Raw genomic sequence first — 23,140 nt, forward strand, 5'->3', positions numbered from 1 at the left:
AAGACGGAGGTCCGGCGGTTCGCCCGCCGCGAGTGGGGGCCCCTGCCGCGGACCTCCGTCTTCCGGATGGTGCAGAACACCTCCTGACCGCCGTCGCCGCCCTCGTCGCCCACTCCCCCTGGACCCGCGCGGCTCTGGCACAAACCCGTACCGTGTCCGGGTGACGACAGACCTCGGGCCCCTCGCCCCCACCCGGCAGTGGATGCGGGCGTATCCGCTCGCCACCGACGGCCTGCTCGCCTTCGGGGCGCTGGTCTCCATGGTCGTCGGCTCCTTCGCCGACCCGCACGGGCCGCACGGGCCCACCTTCGGCACCCGCACGCCCGAGCCGTTCTCCCTGCTGCTGATGCTCCTCGGCGCGGCCGCCCTCGTGCTGCGGCGCCGGCGGCCGCGTACGGTACTGGCCGTCACCTGCGGACTGTCGCTGCTGGAGCTGGCCAGCGGCGACCCCCGGGCACCCGTCGCCATGAGCGCGGTGATCGCCCTGTACACGGTCGCCGCGCTCACCGACCGGCCCACCACCTGGCGGATCGGGCTGCTGACGATGACCGGCCTCACCGCGGTGGCGATGCTGGCCGGGCCGATGCCCTGGTACGCGCAGGAGAACATCGGGATCTTCGCCTGGACCGGGATGGCCGCGGCCGCCGGGGACGCGGTGCGCAGCAGGCGGGCCTTCGTCGACGCCATCCGGGAGCGGGCCGAACGGGCCGAGCGGACCCGCGAGGAGGAGGCCCGGCGGCGGGTCGCCGAGGAACGGCTGCGGATCGCCCGGGACCTGCACGACGTGGTGGCCCACCACATCGCCCTGGTCAACGTCCAGGCGGGGGTGGCCGCGCACGTCATGGACAAGCGGCCCGACCAGGCGAAGGAAGCCTTGGCCCACGTACGGGACGCCAGCCGCTCGGCGCTGAACGAGCTCCGCGCCACCGTGGGGCTGCTGCGGCAGTCCGGCGACCCGGAGGCGCCGACGGAACCCGCGCCGGGGCTGGCCGTACTGGACGAACTGCTGGACACCTTCCGGCACGCGGGGCTGCCGGTGACGGCGACCGTCCAGCTCGGGACCGGCACCGCGCCACTGCCGGCGGCGGCGGACCTGGCGGCGTACCGGGTGATCCAGGAGGCGCTGACCAACGTACGCAAACACGCGGGCCCGGGCGCACGGGCCGAGGTCAGCGTGGTGCAGGTCGGGAACTCGGTGGAGGTGACGGTATTGGACGACGGGGGCGACTCGGCGGACTCGGCGCCTCGGCAGAGCGACCCGGGCGGCGGCCACGGCCTGCTCGGCATGCGTGAACGCGCCGGCGCCCTGGGCGGCTCCTGCGACGCGGGCCCCCGCTACGGCGGCGGCTTCCGCGTCCACGCGACCCTGCCGGTGTGAGGGGGTGGATGCCTGGGATACGGCGCGGGTCGACTGTCCGTACCCCCTTGGACGGTCTCAGGGCCGTCAGCGCCCCGCCCCCGCCGCCCCCGCCCCGCGAGCGGGAGGTGGCGTGACCCGGCCGCCACCGCTAGCACGACTTGCGCCATGGGCCCAGTTCGTACTTCTTCTGTACGGAGCTGAGCTTCAGGCGGCGGGACTGTTTGCAGAAGCGGGAGGTGGGGAGTTCGTACTCCGCGTGGAAGACGGCCTTGCCCGCTTCGATGAAGGGGGTCAGTTCCTCGCACTCGTCGTACTGGGCGCACTGTTCGTTGACCGCGAAGTCGTAGACGCCGACGAGCTCCGGGATCTGGTCGAGGTCGTTCTTGAGGCCGACCGCCAGGCCCCGGTCGTGGGCGAGCCGCGCGATGAGGCGGTTGAACTCCAGTTGGTCCCCGGCGGTGACGGGGAAGCCGGAGTCGTTGCGGTAGGCGTCCATGTTGTCGGGTTCCACGGCGTCGAAGCCCTTGTCGCGGCACATGTCGAAGCGCTTGGCCATCAGCGGTTCCAGGTCGGCGGTGCGGCGGATGTCGAGCCAGCGCTCGCCCTTCCAGCCGTTGCCCTTGCCGAGCATGGATTCCGGGAAGTCGTCCTTGTCCGGGCGGAAGTCCTCCCAGGCCCCGGCGGAGATGTAGCAGATGGTGCGGCGGCCTTCGGCCTTCAGGGCCGCCACCTGCTCCTTGGTGGTGTTGAACCCGTCGACGTCGTACACCGGCACGTCCACCGACGTGTCCAGCTCGCCGCTGAGCTGCCACTGCCAGGGCGTGCCGGGGCGGGGCTGCCAGCGCTCGCCGGGCGCCTGGGAGGGCCAGGGGCCGGGGCCCTGGTCGTCGTCCGGTTCGGCGGTGCAGGCGGTGAGCAGCAGCAGCCCGGCCGTGCAGGCCGCGGCCAGGGCGGTGCCGAAGCGCTTCATCCGGCGGCCTCCAGGGCGTACGGGAGGGTGCCCCACGGGTGCGCTCCGGTGCCGGGGACCGCGCAGTGCACCCCCGCGTGGCGCTCGGCCGCGAGCTGCGCGGCGGGCGCGTCCGGCGGGACCGCGTACACGAGGTGGCAGAACCGCTGGGCGGGGTGGTCGGCGGTCCACGACGGCGGGGTCGCGGCCGGGTCGCGGTAGGCGTCCCAGGGGCCCTCGAAGGTGACGAGCAGGTCGGCGAGCCGGGCGTACCCGGGGTGCGGGTGGACGCCGTGGTTCAGGACGAGCGTACGGGCCCCCGCCGCCCTCGCCGCGACGGCGAGCCGCCCGTAGTGCGGCAGCGATTCCGGGTCCGAGGCGGCCTGGTCGAGGAAGACACCGTCGGCCCCGTACCAGTCGCGGTGGCGCAGCAGGTCCCGGACGACGGCCGCGTGCGGGCGCCTCCCGTAGTCGGTGTCGGTGTAGCCGAGGACGGGCACGCCGGCGTCCCGGAGCCGGGCGGACACGGCGGCGAACCGTTCGTCGGGGGCCTCGCCGGGCCCGCTGTCGGGGTTGAGCACCACCGAGTGCAGCTGCCCGGCGGAGCGGATGAGCCGCTCCCAGTCCTCGGGCCGGTCGGCGGGGTGCTCGTAGAGCGGCACCAGCAGCATGGGGTCCTTCGTCTTCTCGTACGGGCGGGCGGGGCGGATGGACGGGGCTCAGCGGTGTGCCGTCGCCCGGCCGAGGAGCAGGCAGACCAGCACGGCCAGGACCGCCGCGGCGGTGCCCGCGACCACGACCTGGACCAGGCGGGGCTGTCCCGTCCCCGCGAGCAGGGCCAGGCTCTGGGCGAAGGCCGCCCCGGCGCAGACCACGGCGGCGGGCCGGACCGCGCCGAACGACTGCAGGAGCAGCCCGGTCCACATCACGGCGCCGAGCAGCAGCAGGGTGGCGACGCGGAGCCCGGTCAGGCCGGGGGCGTGCGGCCACAGCAGGGTTCCGGTGACGCCCAGGGCGAGCAGCACCGCCAGGTACAGGGCGAGGCACCGGGCCAGGGTGAGGAGCATGCGGCGCCGGAACGCCCGGGGCGAGCGGGCCGCCCGCAGCCCGGCGAGGCTGCCGCTGCGGAAGCGGTGGAGCAGCCATTCGGCGGGGCCCATGCTGAGGGTGAGGGCCACCGCGGAGGGGGCGGCGACCGCCTCGGCGGGGCCTCCGCTGAGCACCTCCCCCAGCGCGGCGTACAGCACGAGCAGGCCGGTGCCGAGGCCGAAGACCCCGTAGGGCACCGAGTCCCCGATGCGGGGCCCCCGGCGGGCGTGGTCCTCCTCGGCGCCGCGCAGCATCCGCCAGCGCACGGGGCCGCGTTCGCCCGGGCGGCGCTCCGCCCAGCGGTGGATCCTGCGCACGCCGGCCCGTACGCCCCGGGCCAGCGGCAGTTCCCGCAGGGCGAGGGTGCACGCGGCCAGCAGGGACACCGCGAGCAGGGTGACGCGCACTGGTACGGGCAGGCCGGTGGAGAGCGCGAGGACCGCCCCGGCGGCCATGGGGGCGAGCGCCGCCAGCAGGACCCGCTCGCGGCCCAGCACCAGCAGCACGGTGGCGGCGCCGACGTACGCGGCCTGCCCGGCGGCGAAGGCGTACGAGAACGGCGGCCCGCCGGGGACGGCGAAGGCGGCGGCGGTGCCGAGCAGCGCCCCGGCGGGGGCTCCGACGAGGAGGGTCCGGCCGGCGGCGGCGCGGTCGCCGAGGCCGAGCCAGGAGTAGGCGCGGTGGGACAGGCTCTGGTCCCAGACCCAGCCGATGAGGGCTCCGGCGAGCAGGGTCAGGGTGCCGGCGGGCAGACCGAGCCGGTCGGGCGGGCCTTCCAGCAGGGGTGCGCCGAGGACGTAGGCGAGGCCGGGCAGGGCGAAGATCAGCCCGCGCAGCAGGCAGGCGGTGAGGGGGACCTTCCAGGGGTCGCGGAGCCGGTCGGGCTCGGGGAAGGAGCGGGGGACGCGGGCGTAGAGCTCCTCGGCGAGGGCGAAGGAGTCCTGGCGGCCGTAGGTGAGCCGGATGTACTCGTCGGTCATCCCGTCGGATTCGAGGATGGCGGCGATCTCGTCGGGGTGGACGGCGGCGGCGACGAACGCGTCGATGCGCCGGGCGAGTTCGTCCATGGGGTCGGCGGCCGGCAGCCCGGGCCCGCCGGGGCGGGGCCGGGGCAGGTCGGGCAGGGTGTCGGTGCGGCCGGCGGGGGCCGGGCGGCCGACGTGGACCCAGGAGCCTTCCGGTCCGGGCGGCTTGAGCCAGAGGGATCCGCTCACCAGGTGCTCCCGTCGGCTGCCAGCTCCTTGTTCCAGGGGTCGTTGCACCAGGGGTCGGCGAGCCGCTGGGTCCAGTCGTCGCCCGCGCGGACGGGCGGCACGGGCTGGCCCGCGAGCTCGCGGTAGATGTGCCGGAAGCCGTCCACGGACTGGTGGAGGGTGAACTTCTCGACGACCCTCTTGCGGGACATCCGGCCCAGTTCGGCGCGGCGTTCGTCGTCTCGGAGCAGGGCGAGGGTGGCGCGGGCCATCGTCTCGGGCTCGCGGGGCGGGACGACCAGTCCGGTGTCGCCGACGGCCTCGCGGACGCCTCCGACGTCGGTGGAGACGGTGGTGCGGCCGCAGGACATGGCCTCGATGATGCTGAAGGGGAAGCCCTCGCTGATGCTGGAGAGCATGACGACGGAGCCGGCCGCGTAGGCCTTGGCGACCTGGTCGATGCGGCCCTCGTACGTGATGCCGTCGCCGACGCCGAGTTCGGCGGCGAGTTTCTCCAGGCGCAGCCGGTAGTCCTCGCAGCCGGCCGGGACCGGGCCGAAGAGGCGCAGGCGCAGGGCGGGCAGTTCCTCGCGCATGAACGCGTAGGCGCGGATCAGGGTTTCGAGGTCCTTGATCGGGTCGATGCGGCCGCACCAGCTGAGGGTGGGCACCTCCGGTTCGGGGCCGGCCTCGGGGAAGGCGTGCGGGTCGACGCCGTTGTAGACGGTGCGGATGCGCTCGGAGTCGGCGCCTCCGCGTTCCTCCCAGCGGCGGTTGTACTGGTTGCACGGGGTGATCAGGTCGGCCTGCCGGTAGCCCTCGGAGTTCAGCTCGCGGTAGAAGCCCAGCATCAGGGCCTTGACGGGCCAGCGCTGGGCGGCGCTGCGGTAGCCGAGGTAGCGCTCGCGCAGGTAGATGCCGTGCTCGGTGAGGAGGAAGGGGACTCCGTCCAGGCGTTTGGCGGCGAGGGCGGGGAGGGTGGCGAGGCCGCTGCTGACGGCGTGGGCGACGGAGTCGGGCGGGATCCGCACCGACAGCGGGCGCAGGGCGTGTTCCAGCAGGTCGGTGGCGGTGAGCGCGTCGTGGATGGTGGGTCCGGCGGCGGCGGTGACCAGGCCGGGGCGGGTCCACAGGGTCATCAGCAGGCGCAGTACCGATTCGGAGCGCAGGGCCGGGGCGAGTTGGCCGGCGCGGGCGAGGCGGGCGAGTTCGCCCAGGGCCTCGGAGAAGCCGCCGTGCCCGGGGGTACCCCCGGCGGTGGCTGGGGGAGGGTCGAGCAGGGAGAGCAGGAGGTTCTCGTAGGTTTCGGTGAAGCGGCGGCGGGCCCTGCCCCGCAGGGCCGAGCGGCGGGTCCGGGCGGGCGCCGGGCCCCAGAGCGGGACGGCGGTGTGCCGGTAGACGTTGCGCGGCAGTTCCCAGGTGACCGGCTCGCGTCCGGAGCCGGTCAGGGCTATGACGTTGAAGTCGACCTCCGGCATGCCGCGTACCAGTTGGTCGCACCAGGTGCTGACGCCCCCGTGGACGTGCGGGTAGGTGCCTTCGGTGAGCATGGTGACATGGCGCCCATGGCTCATGCGGTGTGTCCCCCCAGGACGGAAAAGGGGCCGGCGTCCGTGGGTGGTTCGCGGAGCGCCGGCTCTCGGTGTTACGCGTGCTGCGAGTCGTACGGGCGGTGCGGTCGGTACGAGTCGTGCGGGTGGCGCGGGCGGTGCGGTGGTTACGAGCCGTGCCGGTGGCACGGGCGGTAGGAGCCGTGCCACCGGTGCGGCCGGGTCAGAGGAGCTTGAGCGTGACCGCCGACTGGAGCGGCTCGGGAGCCGTCCAGGCGGAACGGGTTCCGGCGTAGGCGGTGCCGAAGTCGGTGGTGCCGAGCAGCATCTGCTTCTTCGTCCCGTTGGGCGCGGTGACCGGGGCGACGACGCCCGACGGCGCCTTCACCACCACGTCCTTGCCGATCTTGTAGGCGCTCACCTTGCCCGCGGCGACCGCCTGGTTCCAGGCCGCGCGGCGCCGGAGCTCGACGCCGGTGTCCTTCATGCTCTGGTTGACGATCGGCGCGCTGGGCGCGTAGAGCGAGCGGTAGGTGTCGAGGACCTGGTTGAGCACCGGGTACAGGGTGCGGTCCTCGGCGAGGTTGGACTGGTGGACGTAGTGCGGACGCGGGTCGTTGGCCAGTACGTGGCGCAGGGCGGTGCGCGCCTCGGCCGGGACGATGTGCTCCAGGTAGCCGGTGCCGGTGTCGAGCGGGGCCGGCAGGCAGGTGGAGGTGTCCGGGTTGTCCTCGCAGATGCCGCTGCCGCCGTGGGCGCGGCTGGTGTAGATCCAGTTGTACTCGTCGGCCATCTCCGCGTTGGTGCCCGTGTTGTAGTACACGTTCATCGGGTGGCGGGGGACGGTGAGTGCGGCGCCCAGCGCCCGCTGGTCGGGCTCGCGGGAGTTGTCGCTGCCGGCCCACTTGACGCCGTTGTCGGCGAGGGCGCCGGCCAGGTTGGGGTTGTCCTGCGGCTGCTGCGGGAGGGTCTTGAGGCCGGAGTGCTCGCCGGTGACGAGTTCGGAGCGGTCGATGGTGATGCCCCTGGCGAGGGCCCAGTTGTTGTTGTCGCGGATCTGCGCGGAGATCTCGGCGCGGCTCATCCACTTGACGGCGCCCTGGGCGTCCTTCGTGCAGGTCCAGGGGCTGACGCTGGTGTCCTGGAGGCAGCCGAGGAAGGGGTGCGTGTAGGTGTGGTTCATCCAGCGGTACTTGGCCCGGTCGGCGACGAGCTGGGCGGTCAGCGCGTCCGTGCCGCCGTTCTCGGCCTTCCACTCCTCGCCGGCGCCCGCGTTGAAGAGCATGTCCAGCTTGAAGTTCTTGGACGTCTGCCACTGCGCCGCGTACTGGGCGTCGGCGGCCGTCATCCGGATGGTGCTCTCCTTGCCCTCGCCGCCCGCGCAGGCGTAGTCGCCGGGCGTGCAGTTGAGCTCCATGCTCCAGCGGGCGTCCGGGGCGAACACGTCGTCGACGTGGACCGCGAAGTAGCTGCGTTCCTGACCGAGGTGGACGCCCTGGGTGAGCCAGTCGACGATGCCCCGCGCCAGCAGCCGGAACTGCCGCTGGTGCTGGTTGTAGCCGAAGGTGACGACCAGTTCGCTGCGGCCGTCGTGGGTGTACTCGCCGACCAGCGAGGCCCGTCCGCCGCCGACGGGGGCGTCGAGGTAGCTGGTGTAGCCGGTGCGGGGCCTGCCCATGAACCCGAAGCTCTCCGGAACCACGGCGGAGTTGTCCTCGAAGGTGACCTGGCCCCCGAGGTAGCCGAAGGGGCCCGCCTTGCCGGCCGCGGTGACGGCGGCCCGGGTGCCGTCGAGCTGTCCGCTGTACCCCCCGTTGTCCGTGTACTCGAGCCCGACCCCCGGATGGGCCCAGGTGTAGGCGTCGACCTGGCGGATCCCGTACGCCGTCTCGTACGCGGTGAGCGCCGCCATCTCGGCGGAGCCCTCGCCGAAGGGGTTCTCGTTGGGCAGGACGACCCCCTGGTACTTGGCCCGGGGCCGGCCGTCGACGGTGTCGGCGAGGAACGCCGCGTTGATGACGGGGCGGCCGGCACTGGTCAGATCGACCCGGGTGTAGGGGACCCCGGTGTCCTTGAGCTGCGCGGTGATCGCCCCGACCGAGCTGCCGCCGTCGTCGACGACGAGCACCTTCAGGTCGATGCGCGGTGTCACGACCGCCGCCCGGGCGGTCGCGGCGGGTACTGCCACGGACATCAGGGCTGCCGCAGCCATCGCCGCGGCGACCCTGTTCATCCGGTTCTTGTTGACCATTTCGGCCTTCCCCCCGCAGGCATCCCTCGACGTCGGCCCGTGGCGGAAGGCCGGGCCGGGGAGGCACTGTGGAAATCATGCAAAAGGACCCCACGTCCCCTTGCGAGAGTGACCCGAGTCTCCAGGACCTCGTCAGGTCTCAAGGGCAAACCTGGAGCAGAGTCCACAGATGGGTGAACCTGGCGTCGTATTGATCGAACAACTTGACAAACCCTGGAGTGACGTACGGGCGAGTACGTACGCGTAGGCTCATTTCCGGCGGCCGCCGGGCCCTAATACGATCGCTGCGGAGCGGCCGGTGACCCCGACGCGACCCAAGCGCCCACTCACACAAACGGAAGCGAGACCTCACCACCGTGACTGCTCTGACTCTCAGCACTGCCGGCGCCGCGACGCTGCGCGCCGACGCCCTCGTGGTCGGCGTGGCGAAGGGCCCGAAGGGGCTCGTCGTGGCCGCCGGCGCGGAGGCCGTGGACAAGGCGTTCGACGGAAAGCTCGCCGCCGTGCTCGACTCGCTGGGCGCCACGGGCGCCGAGGGCGAGACGACCAAGCTGCCCGCCCCGGCCGGCCTCAAGACCCCGGTCGTGCTGGCGGTCGGCCTCGGTACGGCCCCGGAGCAGGACGAGCCCTTCGACGAGGAGGCCCTGCGCCGCGCCGCCGGCGCCGCCTCCCGCGCCCTGCACGGCTCGAAGAAGGCCGCCTTCGCCCTCCCCCTGGACGACGCCTCCGCCGTCACCGCCGTGGCCGAGGGCGCGCTGCTCGGCGCGTACGCCTTCACCGCCTACCAGGGCGGCGAGAAGAAGGCCTCCAAGAACGGCGGCCCCAAGCAGCCGCTGGCCGAGGTGGCCCTGCTCGGCGCCAAGCCGCGCGACAAGGAGCACAAGGCCGCGGCCGAGCGCGCCGTCGTCGTCGCCACCGAGGTCAACGTCGCCCGCGACCTGATCAACACCCCGCCGAACGACCTCACCCCCGAGGCCTTCGCCGCCGTCGCCTCGGCGACCGCGAAGGAGAACGGCGTCAAGGTCCAGATCCTCGACGAGAAGGCCCTGGTCAAGGGCGGCTACGGCGGCATCATGGGCGTCGGCAAGGGCTCCGAGAACCCGCCGCGCCTGGTGAAGCTGTCCTACACCCACGCCAAGGCGGAGAAGACCCTCGCCTTCGTCGGCAAGGGCATCACCTACGACTCGGGCGGCATCTCCCTGAAGCCGGCCGGCCACAACGAGACGATGAAGTGCGACATGGCCGGCGCCGCCGCCGTCTTCGCCGCCGTCATCGCCGCCGCCAAGCTCGGCCTCCAGGTCAACGTCACCGGCTGGCTCGCGCTCGCCGAGAACATGCCCTCCGGCTCCGCCACCAAGCCCGGCGACGTGCTGCGCATGTACAGCGGCAAGACCGTCGAGGTCCTGAACACGGACGCCGAGGGCCGCCTGGTCCTGGGCGACGCCCTGACCAAGGCCTCCGAGGACAACCCGGACGCGATCGTCGACGTCGCCACCCTGACGGGTGCGATGGTGCTGGCGCTGGGCGACCGCACCTTCGGCATCATGGCCAACGACGACGCCTTCCGCACCTCGATCCACGAGATCGCGGAGGAGGTCGGCGAGGCCTCCTGGCCGATGCCGCTCCCCGAGGACCTGCGCAAGACCATGGACTCCCCCACCGCCGACATCGCCAACATGGGCGTGCGGATGGGCGGCGGTCTGGTGGCCGGCCTCTTCCTCCAGGAGTTCGTCGGCGAGGGCATCACCTGGGCCCACCTGGACATCGCCGGCCCGGCCTTCCACGAGGGCTCCCCGTACGGCTACACCCCGAAGGGCGGCACCGGCTCCGCCGTGCGCACCCTGGTGCGGCTGGCCGAGCGCACCGCCACCGGTGACCTGGGCTGACGTACCGCCCCCGTCGCACCGGCGCCCCACGTACCACCCCGTGAGACGCCCCTTGTGACGCACACCGCGCCCCGGGACCGCGATCACGGTCCCGGGGCGCGTTCGCCCTGGAAGAAACCTAGGGAATCAGTAGGTTTCTACGCAGCGGTAACCCGGATCTCGGGCAGAACCACGGTCCACACCCGGGGCCCGGCGTCCCGCGTCCCCCCGACAAATGCGAAGATGGGTTCTCGGCAGGACAGGGCCCCCACCACAGGGCCGAAGAAACAAGCGGCCGATTACCAGCCGCCGCCCGGTCACAGAGGACCGGTGCCCGGCGCACATGCATGGAGGACGTGACGTGGCGAACGACGCCAGCACCGTTTTCGACCTAGTGATCCTCGGCGGTGGCAGTGGCGGTTACGCCGCGGCGCTCCGCGCATCCCAGCTGGGTCTCGACGTTGCGCTGATCGAGAAGAACAAGCTCGGCGGCACCTGCCTGCACAACGGCTGCATCCCCACGAAGGCTCTGCTGCACGCCGGTGAGATCGCGGACCAGGCGCGCGAAGCCGGACAGTTCGGCATCAAGGCCTCTTTCGAGGGCGTTGACATCGCCGGGGTGCACAAGTACAAGGACGAGGTCATCTCCGGCCTGTACAAGGGCCTGCAGGGGCTGGTCGCCTCCCGCAAGGTGACCTACATCGAGGGTGAGGGCCGCCTCTCCTCCCCGACGTCCGTCGACGTCAACGGCCAGCGCGTCCAGGGCCGCCACGTCCTGCTGGCGACCGGCTCCGTGCCGAAGTCGCTGCCGGGCCTGAACATCGACGGCGACCGCATCATCTCCTCGGACCACGCTCTGGTCCTGGACCGCGTGCCCCAGTCCGCGATCATCCTGGGCGGCGGCGTCATCGGCGTCGAGTTCGCCTCGGCGTGGAAGTCCTTCGGCACCGACGTCACCGTCATCGAGGGCCTCAAGCACCTCGTCCCGGTCGAGGACGAGAACAGCTCGAAGATCCTCGAGCGTGCCTTCCGCAAGCGCGGCATCAAGTTCAACCTCGGCACCTTCTTCGACAAGGCCGAGTACACGGAGACCGGCGTCCGCGTGACGCTGGCCGACGGCAAGACCTTCGAGGCCGAGGTGCTGCTGGTCGCCATCGGCCGCGGCCCGGTGTCCCAGGGCCTGGGCTACGAGGAGCAGGGCGTCGCCATGGACCGCGGCTACGTCCTGGTCGACGAGTACATGCAGACCAACGTGCCGACGATCTCCGCGGTGGGCGACCTGGTCCCCACCCTGCAGCTCGCGCACGTCGGCTTCGCGGAGGGCATCCTCGTCGCGGAGCGCCTGGCCGGTCTGAAGACCGTCCCGATCGACTACGACGGTGTCCCGCGCGTCACGTACTGCCACCCCGAGGTCGCCTCGGTCGGCATCACCGAGGCCAAGGCCAAGGAGATCTACGGCGCGGACAAGGTCGTCGCCCTGAAGTACAACCTGGCGGGCAACGGCAAGAGCAAGATCCTGAAGACCGCGGGCGAGATCAAGCTCGTCCAGGTCAAGGACGGTGCCGTGGTCGGCGTCCACATGGTCGGTGACCGCATGGGCGAGCAGGTGGGCGAAGCCCAGCTGATCTACAACTGGGAGGCCCTGCCGGCCGAGGTCGCGCAGCTCATCCACGCGCACCCGACCCAGAACGAGGCCCTCGGCGAGGCCCACCTGGCCCTGGCCGGCAAGCCGCTTCACGCACACGACTAATCGTCACGGGCGCGACGACCACTTCCGCACTTTCGTTAGGAGCAACTGAAACCATGCCGGTTTCCGTAACCCTTCCGGCGCTCGGCGAGAGCGTCACCGAGGGCACTGTCACCCGTTGGCTCAAGGCCGAGGGCGAGCGCGTCGAGGCCGACGAGCCGCTGCTCGAGGTCTCGACCGACAAGGTCGACACCGAGATCCCCTCCCCCGTCTCCGGCATCCTGGCCTCCATCAAGGTCGCCGAGGACGAGACCGTCGAGGTCGGCGCCGAGCTGGCCGTCATCGACGACGGCTCCGGCGCTCCGGCCGCTGCCGCCGAGCCGGCCGCCGAGCCGGCCGCGGCTGCGGCCCCCGCCGCCGAGGCCCCCGCCGCCGAGGCCCCGGCCGCCGAGGCCCCGGCCGCCCCCGCACCGGCCGAGACCCCGGCTGCCGCCGCTCCGGCCCAGGCCGCCTCCGGCACCGACGTCGTGCTGCCCGCGCTGGGCGAGTCCGTCACCGAGGGCACCGTCACCCGCTGGCTGAAGGAGGTCGGCGAGACCGTCGAGGCCGACGAGCCGCTGCTCGAGGTCTCCACGGACAAGGTCGACACCGAGATCCCCGCGCCGGTCTCCGGCACCCTGCTGGAGATCCTGGTCGGCGAGGACGAGACCGCCGAGGTCGGCGCCCGTCTGGCCGTCATCGGTGTCGCGGGCGCCGCTCCGGCCGCTGCCCCTGCCGCCGCCGCTCCGGCTCCGGCTGCCGCCCCGGCTCCGGCTGCTGCGGCTCCGGCTGCCGCCCCGGCTCCGGCTGCTGCGGCTCCGGCTGCCGCCCCGGCTGCTCCGGCCCCGGTCGCCGCCCCGGCTCCGGCCGCTCCGGTCGCCGCCCCGGCTCCGGTCGCCGCCCCGGCCGCTCCCGCCGCCGTCTCCGGCGACGAGGGCGCGTACGTGACCCCGCTGGTGCGCAAGCTCGCCTCGGAGTCCGGCGTCAACCTGTCGGCGGTCACGGGCACCGGCGTCGGTGGCCGTATCCGCAAGCAGGACGTCCTGGCCGCCGCCGAGGCCGCCAAGGCCGCCGCCGCGGCTCCGGCCCCGGCCGCCGCCGCTCCGGCCGCCGCCAAGGCTCCGGCCGCGGTGTCCGAGCTGCGTGGCCAGACCGTCAAGATGACCCGCATGCGCAAGGTCATCGGCGACAACATGATGAAGGCCCTGCACTCGCAGGCGCAGCTCAGCTCCGTGGTCGAGGTGGACATCACCAAGATCATGAAGCTGCGCGAGAAGGCCAAGGCCGGCTTCCTCGCCCGCGAGGGCGTCAAGCTGTCCCCGATGCCGTTCTTCGTCAAGGCCGCCGCCCAGGCGCTGAAGGCCCACGCGGTCGTCAACGCCCGGATCAACGACGACGAGGGCACCATCACCTACTTCGACTCGGAGAACATCGGCATCGCCGTGGACTCCGAGAAGGGCCTGATGACCCCGGTCATCAAGGGTGCCGGTGACCTCAACCTGGCGGGCATCTCCAAGGCGACCGCCGACCTGGCCGCCAAGGTCCGCGGCAACAAGATCACCCCGGACGAGCTGTCCGGCGCGACCTTCACCATCAGCAACACCGGCTCGCGCGGTGCGCTGTTCGACACGGTGATCGTGCCGCCGAACCAGGTCGCGATCCTGGGCATCGGTGCCACGGTCAAGCGCCCGGTGGTCATCGAGACCGCCGAGGGCACCAACATCGGCATCCGTGACATGACGTACCTGACCCTGTCCTACGACCACCGCCTGGTGGACGGCGCGGACGCGGCCCGGTACCTGACCGCCGTCAAGGCGATCCTCGAGGCCGGCGAGTTCGAGGTCGAGCTCGGCCTGTAAGGCCCTCGCGCAGCACCGTCTGTCGCATCGCGGCGCCCCCGACCGGGATCTTTCCGGCCGGGGGCGCCGTCGTTGTAACGAGCCTCACCCTGCGTCCCTGACCACGAACCCATCGCAGCAGGCCACGACGGCCTTATTGTCTAGGCATCAGGCCCCGCGTGCCGCACACACAGGAGTTGAACCCCGATGATCACCCCACCCGTCGTGCACTCGCTGCGCGAGCAGATCCGCGAGCACATCGTGGAGGGGATCGTCAGCGGCCGCTGGAAGCCGGGTGAGCGGATCGTCGAGCGGCGGATCGCCGTGGAGCTGGAGGTCAGCCAGACGCCCGTGCGCGAGGCGCTGCGCGAGCTGGAGACGCTGCGGCTGATCGAGTCGGCGCCGAACAAGGGCGTACGGGTGCGGAACCTCTCGGCGGCCGATCTGGAGGAGATCTACCCGGTCCGGGCCGGCCTGGAGCAGATCGCGGCCGAGCTGGCCGCGCCGAAGCTGGCGGGCGACTGCTCGGCGCTGGAGCCGCACGTGGCGGCCCTCTGGGAGGCCGACCGCGCCCAGGACGGCACGGCGCAGGTGCGGCACACGGTGGGCTTCCACCGGGAGATGGTGCGGGCGGCCGGGAACAGCGTGCTGCTGCACACCTGGGAGAGCCTGGGGATCGAGGTGTTCACGGCCCTGTCCATCCGGTGGCTGGGAACCGTCCAGAAGTCCTACGCGGAGGAGCACGAGGCGCTCGTCGCGGCCTTCCGCGGCCAGGACCCGGACATCGGTGTGCTGGTGAAGCGGCATGTCCTGGGCTGCGCCCCGCGTAGTGCCTGACCTGCGGTTTTGAGCGATCCTCCAGGGGATCGCCAGCCCTTTGTCGTGTACTCATGAAACCGGCACGGCGTGCCTGCGTTCATGGCACCGGGTGCCGACTTTCGTCTCATCGTCGAATATTCGTCACTTTTATTTGATCGATCATCGATCAGGGACTTACAGTCACTGCGGGCCCCACCCGGGCCCATCGACCCTGTCCTGCCCGTCAGGGTTTTCTTCACCACCTCCTCTCCTTTGTCCGGAAGGCGGCGCACACCGATGTCCGACCCCGTAGGAAAGCTTCCGAGCGAGCTCGACCAGCTCCCGGACCGCGACACCGAAGAGACCGCCGAATGGGCGGCCTCCCTCGACGCCGTCGCCAAGGCCGCCGGTACGCGCCGCGCCGAATACCTGCTCCGCCGCACCCTCCAGCACGCCGAGGCCGCCGGCCTCGCCCTGCCGAAGCTGCTGGAGACGGACTACGTCAACACCATCCCCACCTCCGCCGAGCCGGCCTTCCCCGGTGACGAGGAGATGGAGGCCAGGATCACCGCCTGGAACCGCTGGAACGCGGCCGCCATGGTGACCCGCGGCTCCAAGTACGGCGTCGGCGGCCACATCGCCACCTTCGCCTCCGCCGCGTGGCTGTACGAGACCGGCTTCCAGCACTTCTTTCGCGGGAAGGAGGCCGACGGATCGGGCGACCAGCTCTACATCCAGGGCCACGCCTCCCCCGGCATCTACGCCCGCGCCTTCCTCGACGGGCGCGTCTCCGAGCAGCAGCTCGACAACTTCCGCCAGGAGTCCGGCGGCAACGGCCTGCCGTCCTACCCGCACCCGCGGCGCCTGCCGTGGCTGTGGGAGTTCCCCACGGTCTCCATGGGCCTCGGCCCGCTCTCCGCGATCTACCAGGCGCGCTTCAACCGCTACCTGGAGAACCGCCGGATCAAGGACACCTCCAACTCGCACGTCTGGGCCTTCCTCGGCGACGGCGAGATGGACGAGCCCGAGTCGACCGCCGCCCTGGCCCTGGCCTCCCGCGAGCAGCTCGACAACCTGACCTTCGTCATCAACTGCAACCTGCAGCGCCTCGACGGCCCGGTCCGCGCCAACTTCCGCGTGGTCCAGGAGCTGGAGGCCCAGTTCCGCGGCGCCGGCTGGAACGTCATCAAGACCCTGTGGGGCACCGCCTGGGACGAGCTGTTCCAGCTCGACACCACGGGCGCCCTGGTACGCCGCCTGCGCGAGGTACCGGACGCGCAGTTCCAGACGTACGCGACCCGCGACGTGGCCTACATCCGTCAGCACTTCTTCGGCGTCAACGCCGAGCTCGTGCAGCTGGCCGGCGTACTGTCCGACGCGAAGATCGCCGAGTGCTTCCACACCTCCCGCGGCGGCCACGAGCCCCGCAAGGTCTACGCCGCGTACAAGGCCGCCCTGGAGCACAAGGGCGCGCCGACGGTCATCCTCGCGCAGACCGTCAAGGGCTACACGCTGGGCGCCGGGTTCGAGTCGAAGAACGCGAACCACCAGATGAAGAAGCTGACGACCGACGAGTTCAAGGACATGCGCGACCTCCTCGGCCTCCCGATCCCGGACAGCGCCTTCGCCGACGGCCAGGTCCCGTACGGCCACCCGGGCGCGAACAGCCCTGAGGTGCAGTACCTGAACGAGCGCCGCGCGGCCCTCGGCGGCCCGGCCCCGGCCCGCAAGGTCCACCACGTGGCCCTGCCCGCGCCGGCCGAGCGCTCCTTCGCCCCGCTGATCAAGGGTTCCGGCAAGCAGGAGATGGCCACCACCATGGCCTTCGTCCGCCTCGTCAAGGACCTGATGCGGGACAAGGAGACCGGCAAGCGCTGGGTGCCGATCGTCCCCGACGAGGCCCGCACCTTCGGTATGGAGTCCCTCTTCCCGTCAGCCGGCATCTACTCGCCGCTCGGCCAGACGTACGAGCCGGTCGACCGCGACCAGCTGATGTACTACAAGGAGGCCAAGGACGGCCAGATCCTCAACGAGGGGATCACCGAGGCCGGCGCCATGGCCGACTTCATCGCCGCCTGCACGTCGTACGCGACGCACGGCGAGCCGATGATCCCCTTCTACATCTTCTACTCGATGTTCGGCTGGCAGCGCACCGCCGACCAGATGTGGCAGCTCGCCGACCAGCTCGGCAAGGGCTTCATCGTCGGCGCCACCGCCGGCCGCACCACGCTGACCGGTGAGGGCCTCCAGCACGCGGACGGCCACTCGCACCTGATCGCGTCCACGAACCCGGCGTCGCTCAACTACGACCCGGCCTTCGCGTACGAGATCGCGGTGATCGTCAAGGACGGCCTGCGCCGGATGTACGGCGAGCAGCCGGAAGACGTCTTCTACTACCTGACGGTCTACAACGAGCCGAAGGTGCAGCCGGCCATGCCCGAGGGCGTGGAAGAGGGCATCCTCAAGGGCCTGTACCGCTTCAACCAGGCCTCGGACCTGGGCGAGGCCGCCCCGGCCGCCGACTCCCCGAAGATCCAGCTCATGGCCTCGGGCACCGCGATCCACTGGGTCCTGGAGGCGCAGCGACTGCTCGCCGCCGACTGGAACGTGGCCGCCGACGTCTGGTCCGCCACCTCGTGGGGCGAGCTGCGGCGCGACGCGCTGGAGTGCGACGAGGCGCTGCTGCGCGGCGAGGAGCGCACCCCGTACGTGACCCGCGTGCTGGAGGGCGCCCCGGGCCCGGTCCTGGCCGTCTCCGACTGGATGCGCCAGGTCCCGGACCAGATCAGCCAGTGGGTGCCGCAGGACTACACCTCGCTGGGCACGGACGGCTTCGGCCTCTCCGACACCCGCGAGGGCGCGCGCCGCCACTTCGGCGTCGACGCCCAGTCGATCGCGGTGGCCGCGCTGGCCCAGCTCGCCCGCCGCGGCGAGGTCCCGGCGTCCGCCGTCAAGGAGGCCCGGGACCGCTACGGCCTCTGAGCCGTGTGCCGCTGACGTACCGGAGGCCGGTGTCCACCCCCACGGGGGGTCGGGCACCGGCCTTTGGCCGTATGAGCGGTGGCGGCGCGGGGGCGCACCCGTGATGCTGGAGCGGTGATGGACGAGACGGAGTTCTGGGAGATCGTCGACCGTACCCGCGAGGCCGCCGAGGGCGACCCCGAGGAACACGCCGAGCTGCTCGTGGAACGGCTGGCGCAGCTCGATCCCGACTCCGTGCTGGACTTCGCGCGGCATTTCGAGTCCCGGTACAACCGGGCGTACACCTGGGACCTGTGGGGCGCGGCCTGGGTGCTGCTCGGCGGGGCGAGCGACGACGCGTTCGACTACTTCCGGTGCTGGCTGATCGGGCAGGGCCGGGAGGTCTTCGAGGGCGCGGTGCACGATCCGGACCGGCTGGCGGAGCTGCTGGACGATTTCGACGAGGAGGTCGACGGGGACGGCGAGGAGCTGGGGTACGCGGCCGACGAGGCGTACGAGCAGCTCACCGGGGCGGTGGCGCCGGATCTGGGCATCCCGTTGCAGGCGGAGGAGCCGGAGGGCACCCCGCTGGACTTCGAGAACGAAGCCGTGCTGGCGGAGCGCTTCCCCCGGCTCTGGGAGCGGTTCGGCGGTCAGTAGTGCGTGCCGCCGTCGATGCGGATCTCGGTGCCGGTGATGAAGGCGCCGTCCTCGGAACCCAGCATGGCGACGACCCCGGCGACGGTTTCCGGGCCGGCGAAGCCCTGGCCGAGGGCGGGGGCGAGCTTGGCGAACAGGCTCCAGTCGGTGTCCTCGGGCAGGCCCGGGCCGGCGCCGGTGGTCATGCCGCTCTCGATGGAGCCGGGGGCCACGGAGACGAAGCGCAGGCCCTGCTTGCTGTACTCGGCGGCCAGCGCATGGGTCATGGACTGGATGCCGCCCTTGCTGGCCGCGTAGGCGGACATGTAGGGGTGCGCGAAGCTCGCCGAGGTGGAGCTGAAGTTGACGACCACGGGCTGCTCGCCCGCGAGCAGTGCCGGGAGCGACTCGCGGATCATCAGGAAGGTGCCGGTCAGGTTGACCGAGATCACCTGGTTCCAGAGGTCGAGCGTGGTGCGGTGGGTGTGCGCGGAGCGCAGGATGCCCGCCGCGTTGACCAGTACGTCGATGCCGGTGAGGGCGTCGACGGCGGCGGCGACGCCCGTCCGGACGGCGGCCTCGTCGGATATGTCGAGGACCGCGGTGGTCAGCCGGCCGGCCCGGCCGTCGGCGGCCGCCTGCTCGGCGGTGGCCTTCAGTCCGGCCTCGTTCACGTCGACGGCGTGGACGCGGCCGCCCTCGGAGAGAATGCGGTGGACGGTGGCCCGGCCGATGCCGGAGCCGCCGCCGGTGATGAGGACGCGGCGTCCTTCGTAACGGTTCATGGGGCGAGCGTACCGAGTGGGTGACACGGTTTGCCAGGCTGGCAGCCAATGCATTCCGCAGCCCGCCCTGGCGTAGGCTGCACCCGTGAGATCTCCCCGCCCGTACTCCCCCCAGAGCGGCCCCGGAGCCCAGTCGCTCACCGAGCGCCGCAAGGCCGCCACCCAGCTCGACATCGCCCGCGCCGCCTGCGAGCTCTTCGCCGCGCACGGCCCCGACGGCACCACCGCGGAGGACATCGCCCACCGGGCCGGGGTCGCCCTGCGCACCTTCTACCGCTACTTCCGCAACAAGCAGGAGGCCGTGGCCCCGCTGCTGGCGGGCGGCGGGGACGCCTGGCGCGCGCTGCTCGCGGAGGAGCACCCGGGGACCCCCCTCGCGGAGGCCCTGGAGCGGGCGGTGACCCGTTCGCTGAGCGATTCCAAGACCGTCGAGGAGGGACTGCGGGTCACCCGCGGCCTGCTGCGGGCCGCCGCCTCGGACGAGGCCCTGCGGGCGGTCTGGTACCGGGTCAACCAGGACTCCGAGGAGCGCCTGGTCCCCGTGGTGGCCAGGCTGGCCGGTCCGGAGGCGGACCCGATGTCGGTACGCCTCCTCGCGGCGGCCGCCACGGACGCGATCCGCGTCTCCCTGGAGCTCTGGTCAGCCGGCGACGGCCCGGTCTCGGGCCCCGGCTCTCCCGCGGACCTCGCCGTCCGCGCCCTGCGCGAGCTCACCGGCGCGATGCCCCTGCTCCGCTGAGCCGCGGAGCAGGGGCATCGTGAGGACAGTCGGGTGCGTGGGTCAGCCGTGGGTCAGCGCCACCCGCCCCAGTCGTCGTGCCAGTCGTCGTGGTGGTGCCAGCCGGCGTGGTCCCGGTTGCCCCAGTCGTTGTCGTTCCAGCCGTGGTCGTGGCCGTGCCAGCGGCCGTTCCCACCACAGCCGTCGTCCCAGTGGCCGGAGTGACGGTGGTCCGAGCGGGAGTCCCAGCCCCCGTCGTGGGCGGAGGCATTGGTGACGGGCAGCAGACCCAGGGCGAGTCCGGCGGCTCCGGCGACAACGGCTCCAACGATCCTACGGCGCATCTTCATGCACCTCCGAACATGTCGGGCTTATCGGGCTTTTACTTCCTACCAACCGTTGCGCGGGCCGAGCGGCCTGTCAAAAGCAGAAGGCCCCCCGCCGCTCTCCACAGAGAGCGGCGGGGGGCCTTCCATCAGGCACGATCCGCGTTTTTAGAGGTCGAAGTAGAGCTCGAACTCGTGCGGGTGCGGGCGCTGCGCGATCGGGGCGATCTCGTGCGTGCGCTTGTAGTCGATCCAGGTCTCGATCAGGTCCGGGGTGAAGACGCCGCCGGCGAGGAGGTACTCGTGGTCCTCCTCCAGGGCCTTGAGGACGTCCTCGAGGCTGGTCGGGACCTGCGGGACGCTCGCGTGCTCGTCGGGCGAGAGCTCGTAGAGGTCCTTGTCGATCGGCTCCATCGGCTCGATCTTGTTCTTGATGCCGTCGAGGCCCGCGAGGAGCAGGGCCGAGAAGGCCAGGTACGGGTTCGAGGACGGGTCCGGCGCGCGGAACTCGACGCGCTTGGCCTTCGGGTTCGAGCCCGTGATCGGGATGCGCATGGCGGCGGAGCGGTTGCGCTGCGAGTACACCATGTTGACCGGCGCCTCGAAGCCCGGCACCAGGCGGTGGTACGAGTTCACCGTCGGGTTGGTGAAGGCGAGCAGCGACGGGGCGTGCTTGAGGATGCCGCCGATGTAGTAGCGGGCGGTGTCCGACAGACCCGCGTAGCCGGCCTCGTCGTAGAAGAGCGGCTCGCCGCCGGCCCACAGCGACTGGTGCACGTGCATGCCCGAGCCGTTGTCGCCGAAGATCGGCTTCGGCATGAAGGTCGCGGTCTTGCCGTTCTTCCAGGCGACGTTCTTCACGATGTACTTGAAGAGCATCAGGTCGTCGGCCGCGGCCAGCAGCGTGTTGAACTTGTAGTTGATCTCGGCCTGGCCACCGGTGCCGACCTCGTGGTGCTGGCGCTCGACCTGGAGGCCCTGGGCGTCCAGCTCGAGGGAGATCTCGGCGCGCAGGTCGGCGAAGTGGTCGACCGGGGCGACCGGGAAGTAGCCGCCCTTGTAGCGGACCTTGTAGCCGCGGTTGTTCTCCTCGGAACCGGTGTTCCAGGCGCCGGCCTCGGAGTCGATGTGGTAGAAGCCCTCGTTCGCGGAGGTCGCGAAGCGCACGCTGTCGAACACGTAGAACTCGGCCTCGGGGCCGAAGAACGCGGTGTCGGCGATGCCGGTGGAGGCGAGGTAGGCCTCGGCCTTCTTCGCGATGTTGCGCGGGTCGCGGCTGTAGGCCTCACCCGTGATCGGGTCGTGGATGAAGAAGTTGATGTTGAGCGTCTTGTCCTTGCGGAACGGGTCCAGACGCGCGGTGCTGATGTCGGCACGCAGCGCCATGTCGGACTCGTGGATCGCCTGGAAGCCGCGGATCGAGGAACCGTCGAAGGCAAGCTCCTCCGCCGGGTCGAACGCTCGCGCCGGGATGGTGAAGTGCTGCATCACACCAGGCAGGTCGCAGAAGCGGACGTCGACGAACTTGACGTCGTTCTCCTCGATGTACTGCTTCACTTCGTCGGCGTTCTTGAACATCCAACTCCTCCTACTCCCGGTCCCGGGGCAGGGACGGGCTTTATAGCTCGTGGCGCGTCAGTGCGGTGCCGCACGCTGACCCGACCATAAGCAGACGGGATTTCCCAAGCATGACCCATTTGTTTCGCACAAGTTAACCAGGGTCCGGTCCAGGTCCTCTGGAGGAGCACCGGTACCGTGGTGGAGTGGACAACAGGCAAGCAATCGGTTCCTGGCTCTCCGGCCCGCGCGCGGCCGCCGAGGAGATGGGCGTCGACTTCGGCTATCCGGGCCAGCGGCTCGGCCTGCCCCAGTCGGGCCCCGGCTCCGCGGCCCGCTTCGGACGCCGGCTCGGCGCAGTCGCCATCGACTGGATCGGCTGCCAGCTGATCGCCTACGGGCTCATCACGCACGGGGACCTGGCCGCCGCGGGCAACTGGACGCTCGCGCTCTTCCTGTCCCTGACCCTGCTGACCGTGGCCACCGTGGGCTTCACCCCCGGCAAGCGGATCCTCGGACTCCGGGTGATCGGGCAGGACGGCGGCCGCCTCGGCATCCCCCGTGTGGTGCTGCGCACCCTGCTGCTGGCCCTCGTCGTCCCGGCGCTGGTCTGGGACCGTGACGGGCGCGGACTGCACGACCGCCTCGCGGGCGCCGTCCAGGTCAGGATCTAGCGGTACACCACCACCGTCGCGTAGAGGTGTCTGCCCGCGGGGGCGGTGGCTCGTATACGCCGCTCGTATACACAAAGGGGCGCCCCCCGGCCATCCGGCCGGGGGGCGCCCCTTTTCATGTCCCTCCGCGTCCCTCTGGTGTACGAGGAGACGGTCAGCGCATCTTTCCGCCGCGCGGCATGCGCATGCCCTTGGGCATCGGGCCCTTCGGGACCGGCATGTTGCTCATGAGGTCACCCATGGCCCGGAGCTTGTCGTTGACCTGCGTGATCTGCGGGCCGGACAGGACGCGCGGCAGCTTCAGCAGCGTCGTACGGACCTTCTTGAGCGGCACCTCGCCCTCGCCGGTGCCCACGATGAAGTCGTGGACCGGGATGTCGGGCATGATCCGGGCCAGCTTCTTCTTCTCGGCCGCGAGCAGGGTCTTGACCCGGTTCGGGTTGCCCTCCGCGATCAGGACCACGCCCGCCTTGCCGACGGCCCGGTGGACGATGTCCTGGTTCCGGTTCATCGCGACGGCCGGGGTGGTGGTCCAGCCCCGCCCCACGTTGTCCAGTACGGCCGCGGCAGCGCCCGGCTGCCCCTCCATCTGCCCGAAGGCAGCCCGCTCGGCCCGACGCCCGAAGACGATCGCCATCGCGAGGAACGCCACCAGGAAGCCCAGGATGCCCAGGTAGACCGGGTGGCCGATCAGGAAGCCGATCGCAAGGAAGACACCGAAGGTGACGATTCCCACGCCCGCGACGATGAGACCGACCTTGGGGTCGGCCTTGCGCGTCATCTTGTACGTCAGGGCGATCTGCTTCAGTCGCCCGGGGTTCGCAGCAGTCTCTGCGTTTGACTTCCTCGCCATGAGGCGAG

18 protein-coding genes are annotated in these 23,140 nt (G+C 71.6%); 9 read left to right on the forward strand and 9 right to left on the reverse strand.

Translation table 11 applies throughout. The features are described from left to right. Window positions 1-202 precede the first annotated feature (202 nt). Complete coding sequence (locus tag ACFY7H_RS09905) at window positions 203-1,378, forward strand: sensor histidine kinase (RefSeq protein ID WP_388936223.1); 1,176 nt, start codon at window positions 203-205, stop codon at window positions 1,376-1,378. Window positions 1,379-1,508: 130 nt separating this feature from the next. Here the strand turns inward: ACFY7H_RS09905 and ACFY7H_RS09910 are convergent, their stop codons facing one another. The 5 genes from ACFY7H_RS09910 to ACFY7H_RS09930 form a co-directional block, all read right to left on the reverse strand. Further along, window positions 1,509-2,330, reverse strand: coding sequence for an endo alpha-1,4 polygalactosaminidase (locus ACFY7H_RS09910; RefSeq protein WP_388935681.1), 822 nt, complete (start codon window positions 2,328-2,330; stop codon window positions 1,509-1,511). Beyond that, window positions 2,327-2,980, reverse strand: a complete 654-nt coding sequence (locus ACFY7H_RS09915) for a spherulation-specific family 4 protein (RefSeq protein ID WP_388935684.1) — start codon at window positions 2,978-2,980, stop codon at window positions 2,327-2,329. Before ACFY7H_RS09915 ends, ACFY7H_RS09910 begins: the two co-directional genes overlap by 4 nt. 48 nt (window positions 2,981-3,028) lie before the next feature. Then, on the reverse strand, window positions 3,029-4,612 hold the full coding sequence (locus ACFY7H_RS09920; RefSeq protein ID WP_388935688.1) for a hypothetical protein: 1,584 nt from the start codon (window positions 4,610-4,612) through the stop codon (window positions 3,029-3,031). Beyond that, complete coding sequence (pelF, locus tag ACFY7H_RS09925) at window positions 4,609-6,165, reverse strand: GT4 family glycosyltransferase PelF (protein ID WP_388935691.1); 1,557 nt, start codon at window positions 6,163-6,165, stop codon at window positions 4,609-4,611. The genes ACFY7H_RS09920 and pelF overlap by 4 nt, the downstream gene beginning before the upstream one ends. Before the next feature lie 199 nt (window positions 6,166-6,364). Beyond that, entirely contained in the window at window positions 6,365-8,392 is a 2,028-nt protein-coding gene (locus ACFY7H_RS09930; protein ID WP_388935694.1) for a hypothetical protein, read from the reverse strand. 356 nt (window positions 8,393-8,748) lie between these two features. Here ACFY7H_RS09930 and ACFY7H_RS09935 point away from each other — a divergent pair, with 356 nt between their 5' ends. The 6 genes from ACFY7H_RS09935 (at window position 8,749) to ACFY7H_RS09960 (ending at window position 18,240) form a co-directional block, all read left to right on the forward strand. Beyond that, entirely contained in the window at window positions 8,749-10,278 is a 1,530-nt protein-coding gene (locus tag ACFY7H_RS09935; protein WP_388935697.1) for a leucyl aminopeptidase, read from the forward strand. Window positions 10,279-10,618: 340 nt separating this feature from the next. Further along, the gene (lpdA, locus tag ACFY7H_RS09940) at window positions 10,619-12,007 is read left to right on the forward strand and encodes a dihydrolipoyl dehydrogenase (protein ID WP_388935700.1); all 1,389 of its coding nucleotides are present in this window, start codon (window positions 10,619-10,621) and stop codon (window positions 12,005-12,007) included. A gap of 53 nt (window positions 12,008-12,060) precedes the next feature. Next, entirely contained in the window at window positions 12,061-13,842 is a 1,782-nt protein-coding gene (gene sucB / locus ACFY7H_RS09945) for a 2-oxoglutarate dehydrogenase, E2 component, dihydrolipoamide succinyltransferase (RefSeq protein WP_388935703.1), read from the forward strand. 189 nt (window positions 13,843-14,031) lie between these two features. Continuing rightward, the gene (locus ACFY7H_RS09950; RefSeq protein WP_388936226.1) at window positions 14,032-14,658 is read left to right on the forward strand and encodes a GntR family transcriptional regulator; all 627 of its coding nucleotides are present in this window, start codon (window positions 14,032-14,034) and stop codon (window positions 14,656-14,658) included. A 258-nt stretch (window positions 14,659-14,916) separates the two neighbouring features. Then, window positions 14,917-17,601 (forward strand): pyruvate dehydrogenase (acetyl-transferring), homodimeric type, encoded by a 2,685-nt coding sequence (gene aceE, locus ACFY7H_RS09955; RefSeq protein WP_388935707.1) that lies wholly within the window; start codon window positions 14,917-14,919, stop codon window positions 17,599-17,601. Window positions 17,602-17,718: 117 nt separating this feature from the next. Then, the gene (locus ACFY7H_RS09960; protein ID WP_388935710.1) at window positions 17,719-18,240 is read left to right on the forward strand and encodes a DUF4240 domain-containing protein; all 522 of its coding nucleotides are present in this window, start codon (window positions 17,719-17,721) and stop codon (window positions 18,238-18,240) included. Here the strand turns inward: ACFY7H_RS09960 and ACFY7H_RS09965 are convergent. Next, the gene (locus ACFY7H_RS09965) at window positions 18,234-19,004 is read right to left on the reverse strand and encodes an SDR family NAD(P)-dependent oxidoreductase (protein WP_388935713.1); all 771 of its coding nucleotides are present in this window, start codon (window positions 19,002-19,004) and stop codon (window positions 18,234-18,236) included. The two genes, ACFY7H_RS09960 and ACFY7H_RS09965, sit on opposite strands and share 7 nt — an antisense overlap. Before the next feature lie 85 nt (window positions 19,005-19,089). Here ACFY7H_RS09965 and ACFY7H_RS09970 point away from each other — a divergent pair, with 85 nt between their 5' ends. Next, the gene (locus ACFY7H_RS09970) at window positions 19,090-19,743 is read left to right on the forward strand and encodes a TetR/AcrR family transcriptional regulator (RefSeq protein ID WP_388935716.1); all 654 of its coding nucleotides are present in this window, start codon (window positions 19,090-19,092) and stop codon (window positions 19,741-19,743) included. 53 nt (window positions 19,744-19,796) lie between these two features. Here ACFY7H_RS09970 and ACFY7H_RS09975 read toward each other — a convergent pair whose 3' ends face one another. Together ACFY7H_RS09975 and glnA are read right to left on the reverse strand one after the other, a co-directional pair. Further along, on the reverse strand, window positions 19,797-20,066 hold the full coding sequence (locus ACFY7H_RS09975) for a hypothetical protein (protein WP_388935719.1): 270 nt from the start codon (window positions 20,064-20,066) through the stop codon (window positions 19,797-19,799). Between the two features lie 150 nt (window positions 20,067-20,216). Continuing rightward, complete coding sequence (gene glnA, locus ACFY7H_RS09980; protein ID WP_388935722.1) at window positions 20,217-21,626, reverse strand: type I glutamate--ammonia ligase; 1,410 nt, start codon at window positions 21,624-21,626, stop codon at window positions 20,217-20,219. 185 nt (window positions 21,627-21,811) lie between these two features. On the opposite strand from glnA, the gene ACFY7H_RS09985 reads away from it, so the two are divergent. Beyond that, complete coding sequence (locus ACFY7H_RS09985; protein ID WP_388935725.1) at window positions 21,812-22,279, forward strand: RDD family protein; 468 nt, start codon at window positions 21,812-21,814, stop codon at window positions 22,277-22,279. A 154-nt stretch (window positions 22,280-22,433) separates the two neighbouring features. On the opposite strand, the gene ACFY7H_RS09990 is transcribed toward ACFY7H_RS09985, so the two are convergent. Continuing rightward, window positions 22,434-23,132: a DUF4191 domain-containing protein gene (locus tag ACFY7H_RS09990; RefSeq protein ID WP_388935728.1), complete on the reverse strand. Its 699-nt coding sequence runs from the start codon at window positions 23,130-23,132 to the stop codon at window positions 22,434-22,436. Window positions 23,133-23,140 lie beyond the last annotated feature (8 nt).

This window comes from Streptomyces sp. NPDC012794 (assembly GCF_042901085.1).
Lineage (GTDB): Bacteria > Actinomycetota > Actinomycetes > Streptomycetales > Streptomycetaceae > Streptomyces.

Bases quoted from the DNA above. Each gene is read 5' to 3' on its own strand.
- ACFY7H_RS09965 (WP_388935713.1), bottom strand. From the start codon at position 19,004: ATGAACCGTTACGAAGGACGCCGCGTCCTCATCACCGGCGGCGGCTCC.
- ACFY7H_RS09960 (WP_388935710.1), top strand. From the start codon at position 17,719: ATGGACGAGACGGAGTTCTGGGAGATCGTCGACCGTACCCGCGAGGCC.
- sucB (WP_388935703.1), top strand. From the start codon at position 12,061: ATGCCGGTTTCCGTAACCCTTCCGGCGCTCGGCGAGAGCGTCACCGAG.
- ACFY7H_RS09930 (WP_388935694.1), bottom strand. From the start codon at position 8,392: ATGGTCAACAAGAACCGGATGAACAGGGTCGCCGCGGCGATGGCTGCG.
- ACFY7H_RS09905 (WP_388936223.1), top strand. From the start codon at position 203: ATGCGGGCGTATCCGCTCGCCACCGACGGCCTGCTCGCCTTCGGGGCG.
- glnA (WP_388935722.1), bottom strand. From the start codon at position 21,626: ATGTTCAAGAACGCCGACGAAGTGAAGCAGTACATCGAGGAGAACGAC.
- ACFY7H_RS09915 (WP_388935684.1), bottom strand. From the start codon at position 2,980: ATGCTGCTGGTGCCGCTCTACGAGCACCCCGCCGACCGGCCCGAGGAC.
- ACFY7H_RS09910 (WP_388935681.1), bottom strand. From the start codon at position 2,330: ATGAAGCGCTTCGGCACCGCCCTGGCCGCGGCCTGCACGGCCGGGCTG.
- aceE (WP_388935707.1), top strand. From the start codon at position 14,917: ATGTCCGACCCCGTAGGAAAGCTTCCGAGCGAGCTCGACCAGCTCCCG.
- pelF (WP_388935691.1), bottom strand. From the start codon at position 6,165: ATGAGCCATGGGCGCCATGTCACCATGCTCACCGAAGGCACCTACCCG.
- ACFY7H_RS09990 (WP_388935728.1), bottom strand. From the start codon at position 23,132: ATGGCGAGGAAGTCAAACGCAGAGACTGCTGCGAACCCCGGGCGACTG.
- ACFY7H_RS09975 (WP_388935719.1), bottom strand. From the start codon at position 20,066: ATGCGCCGTAGGATCGTTGGAGCCGTTGTCGCCGGAGCCGCCGGACTC.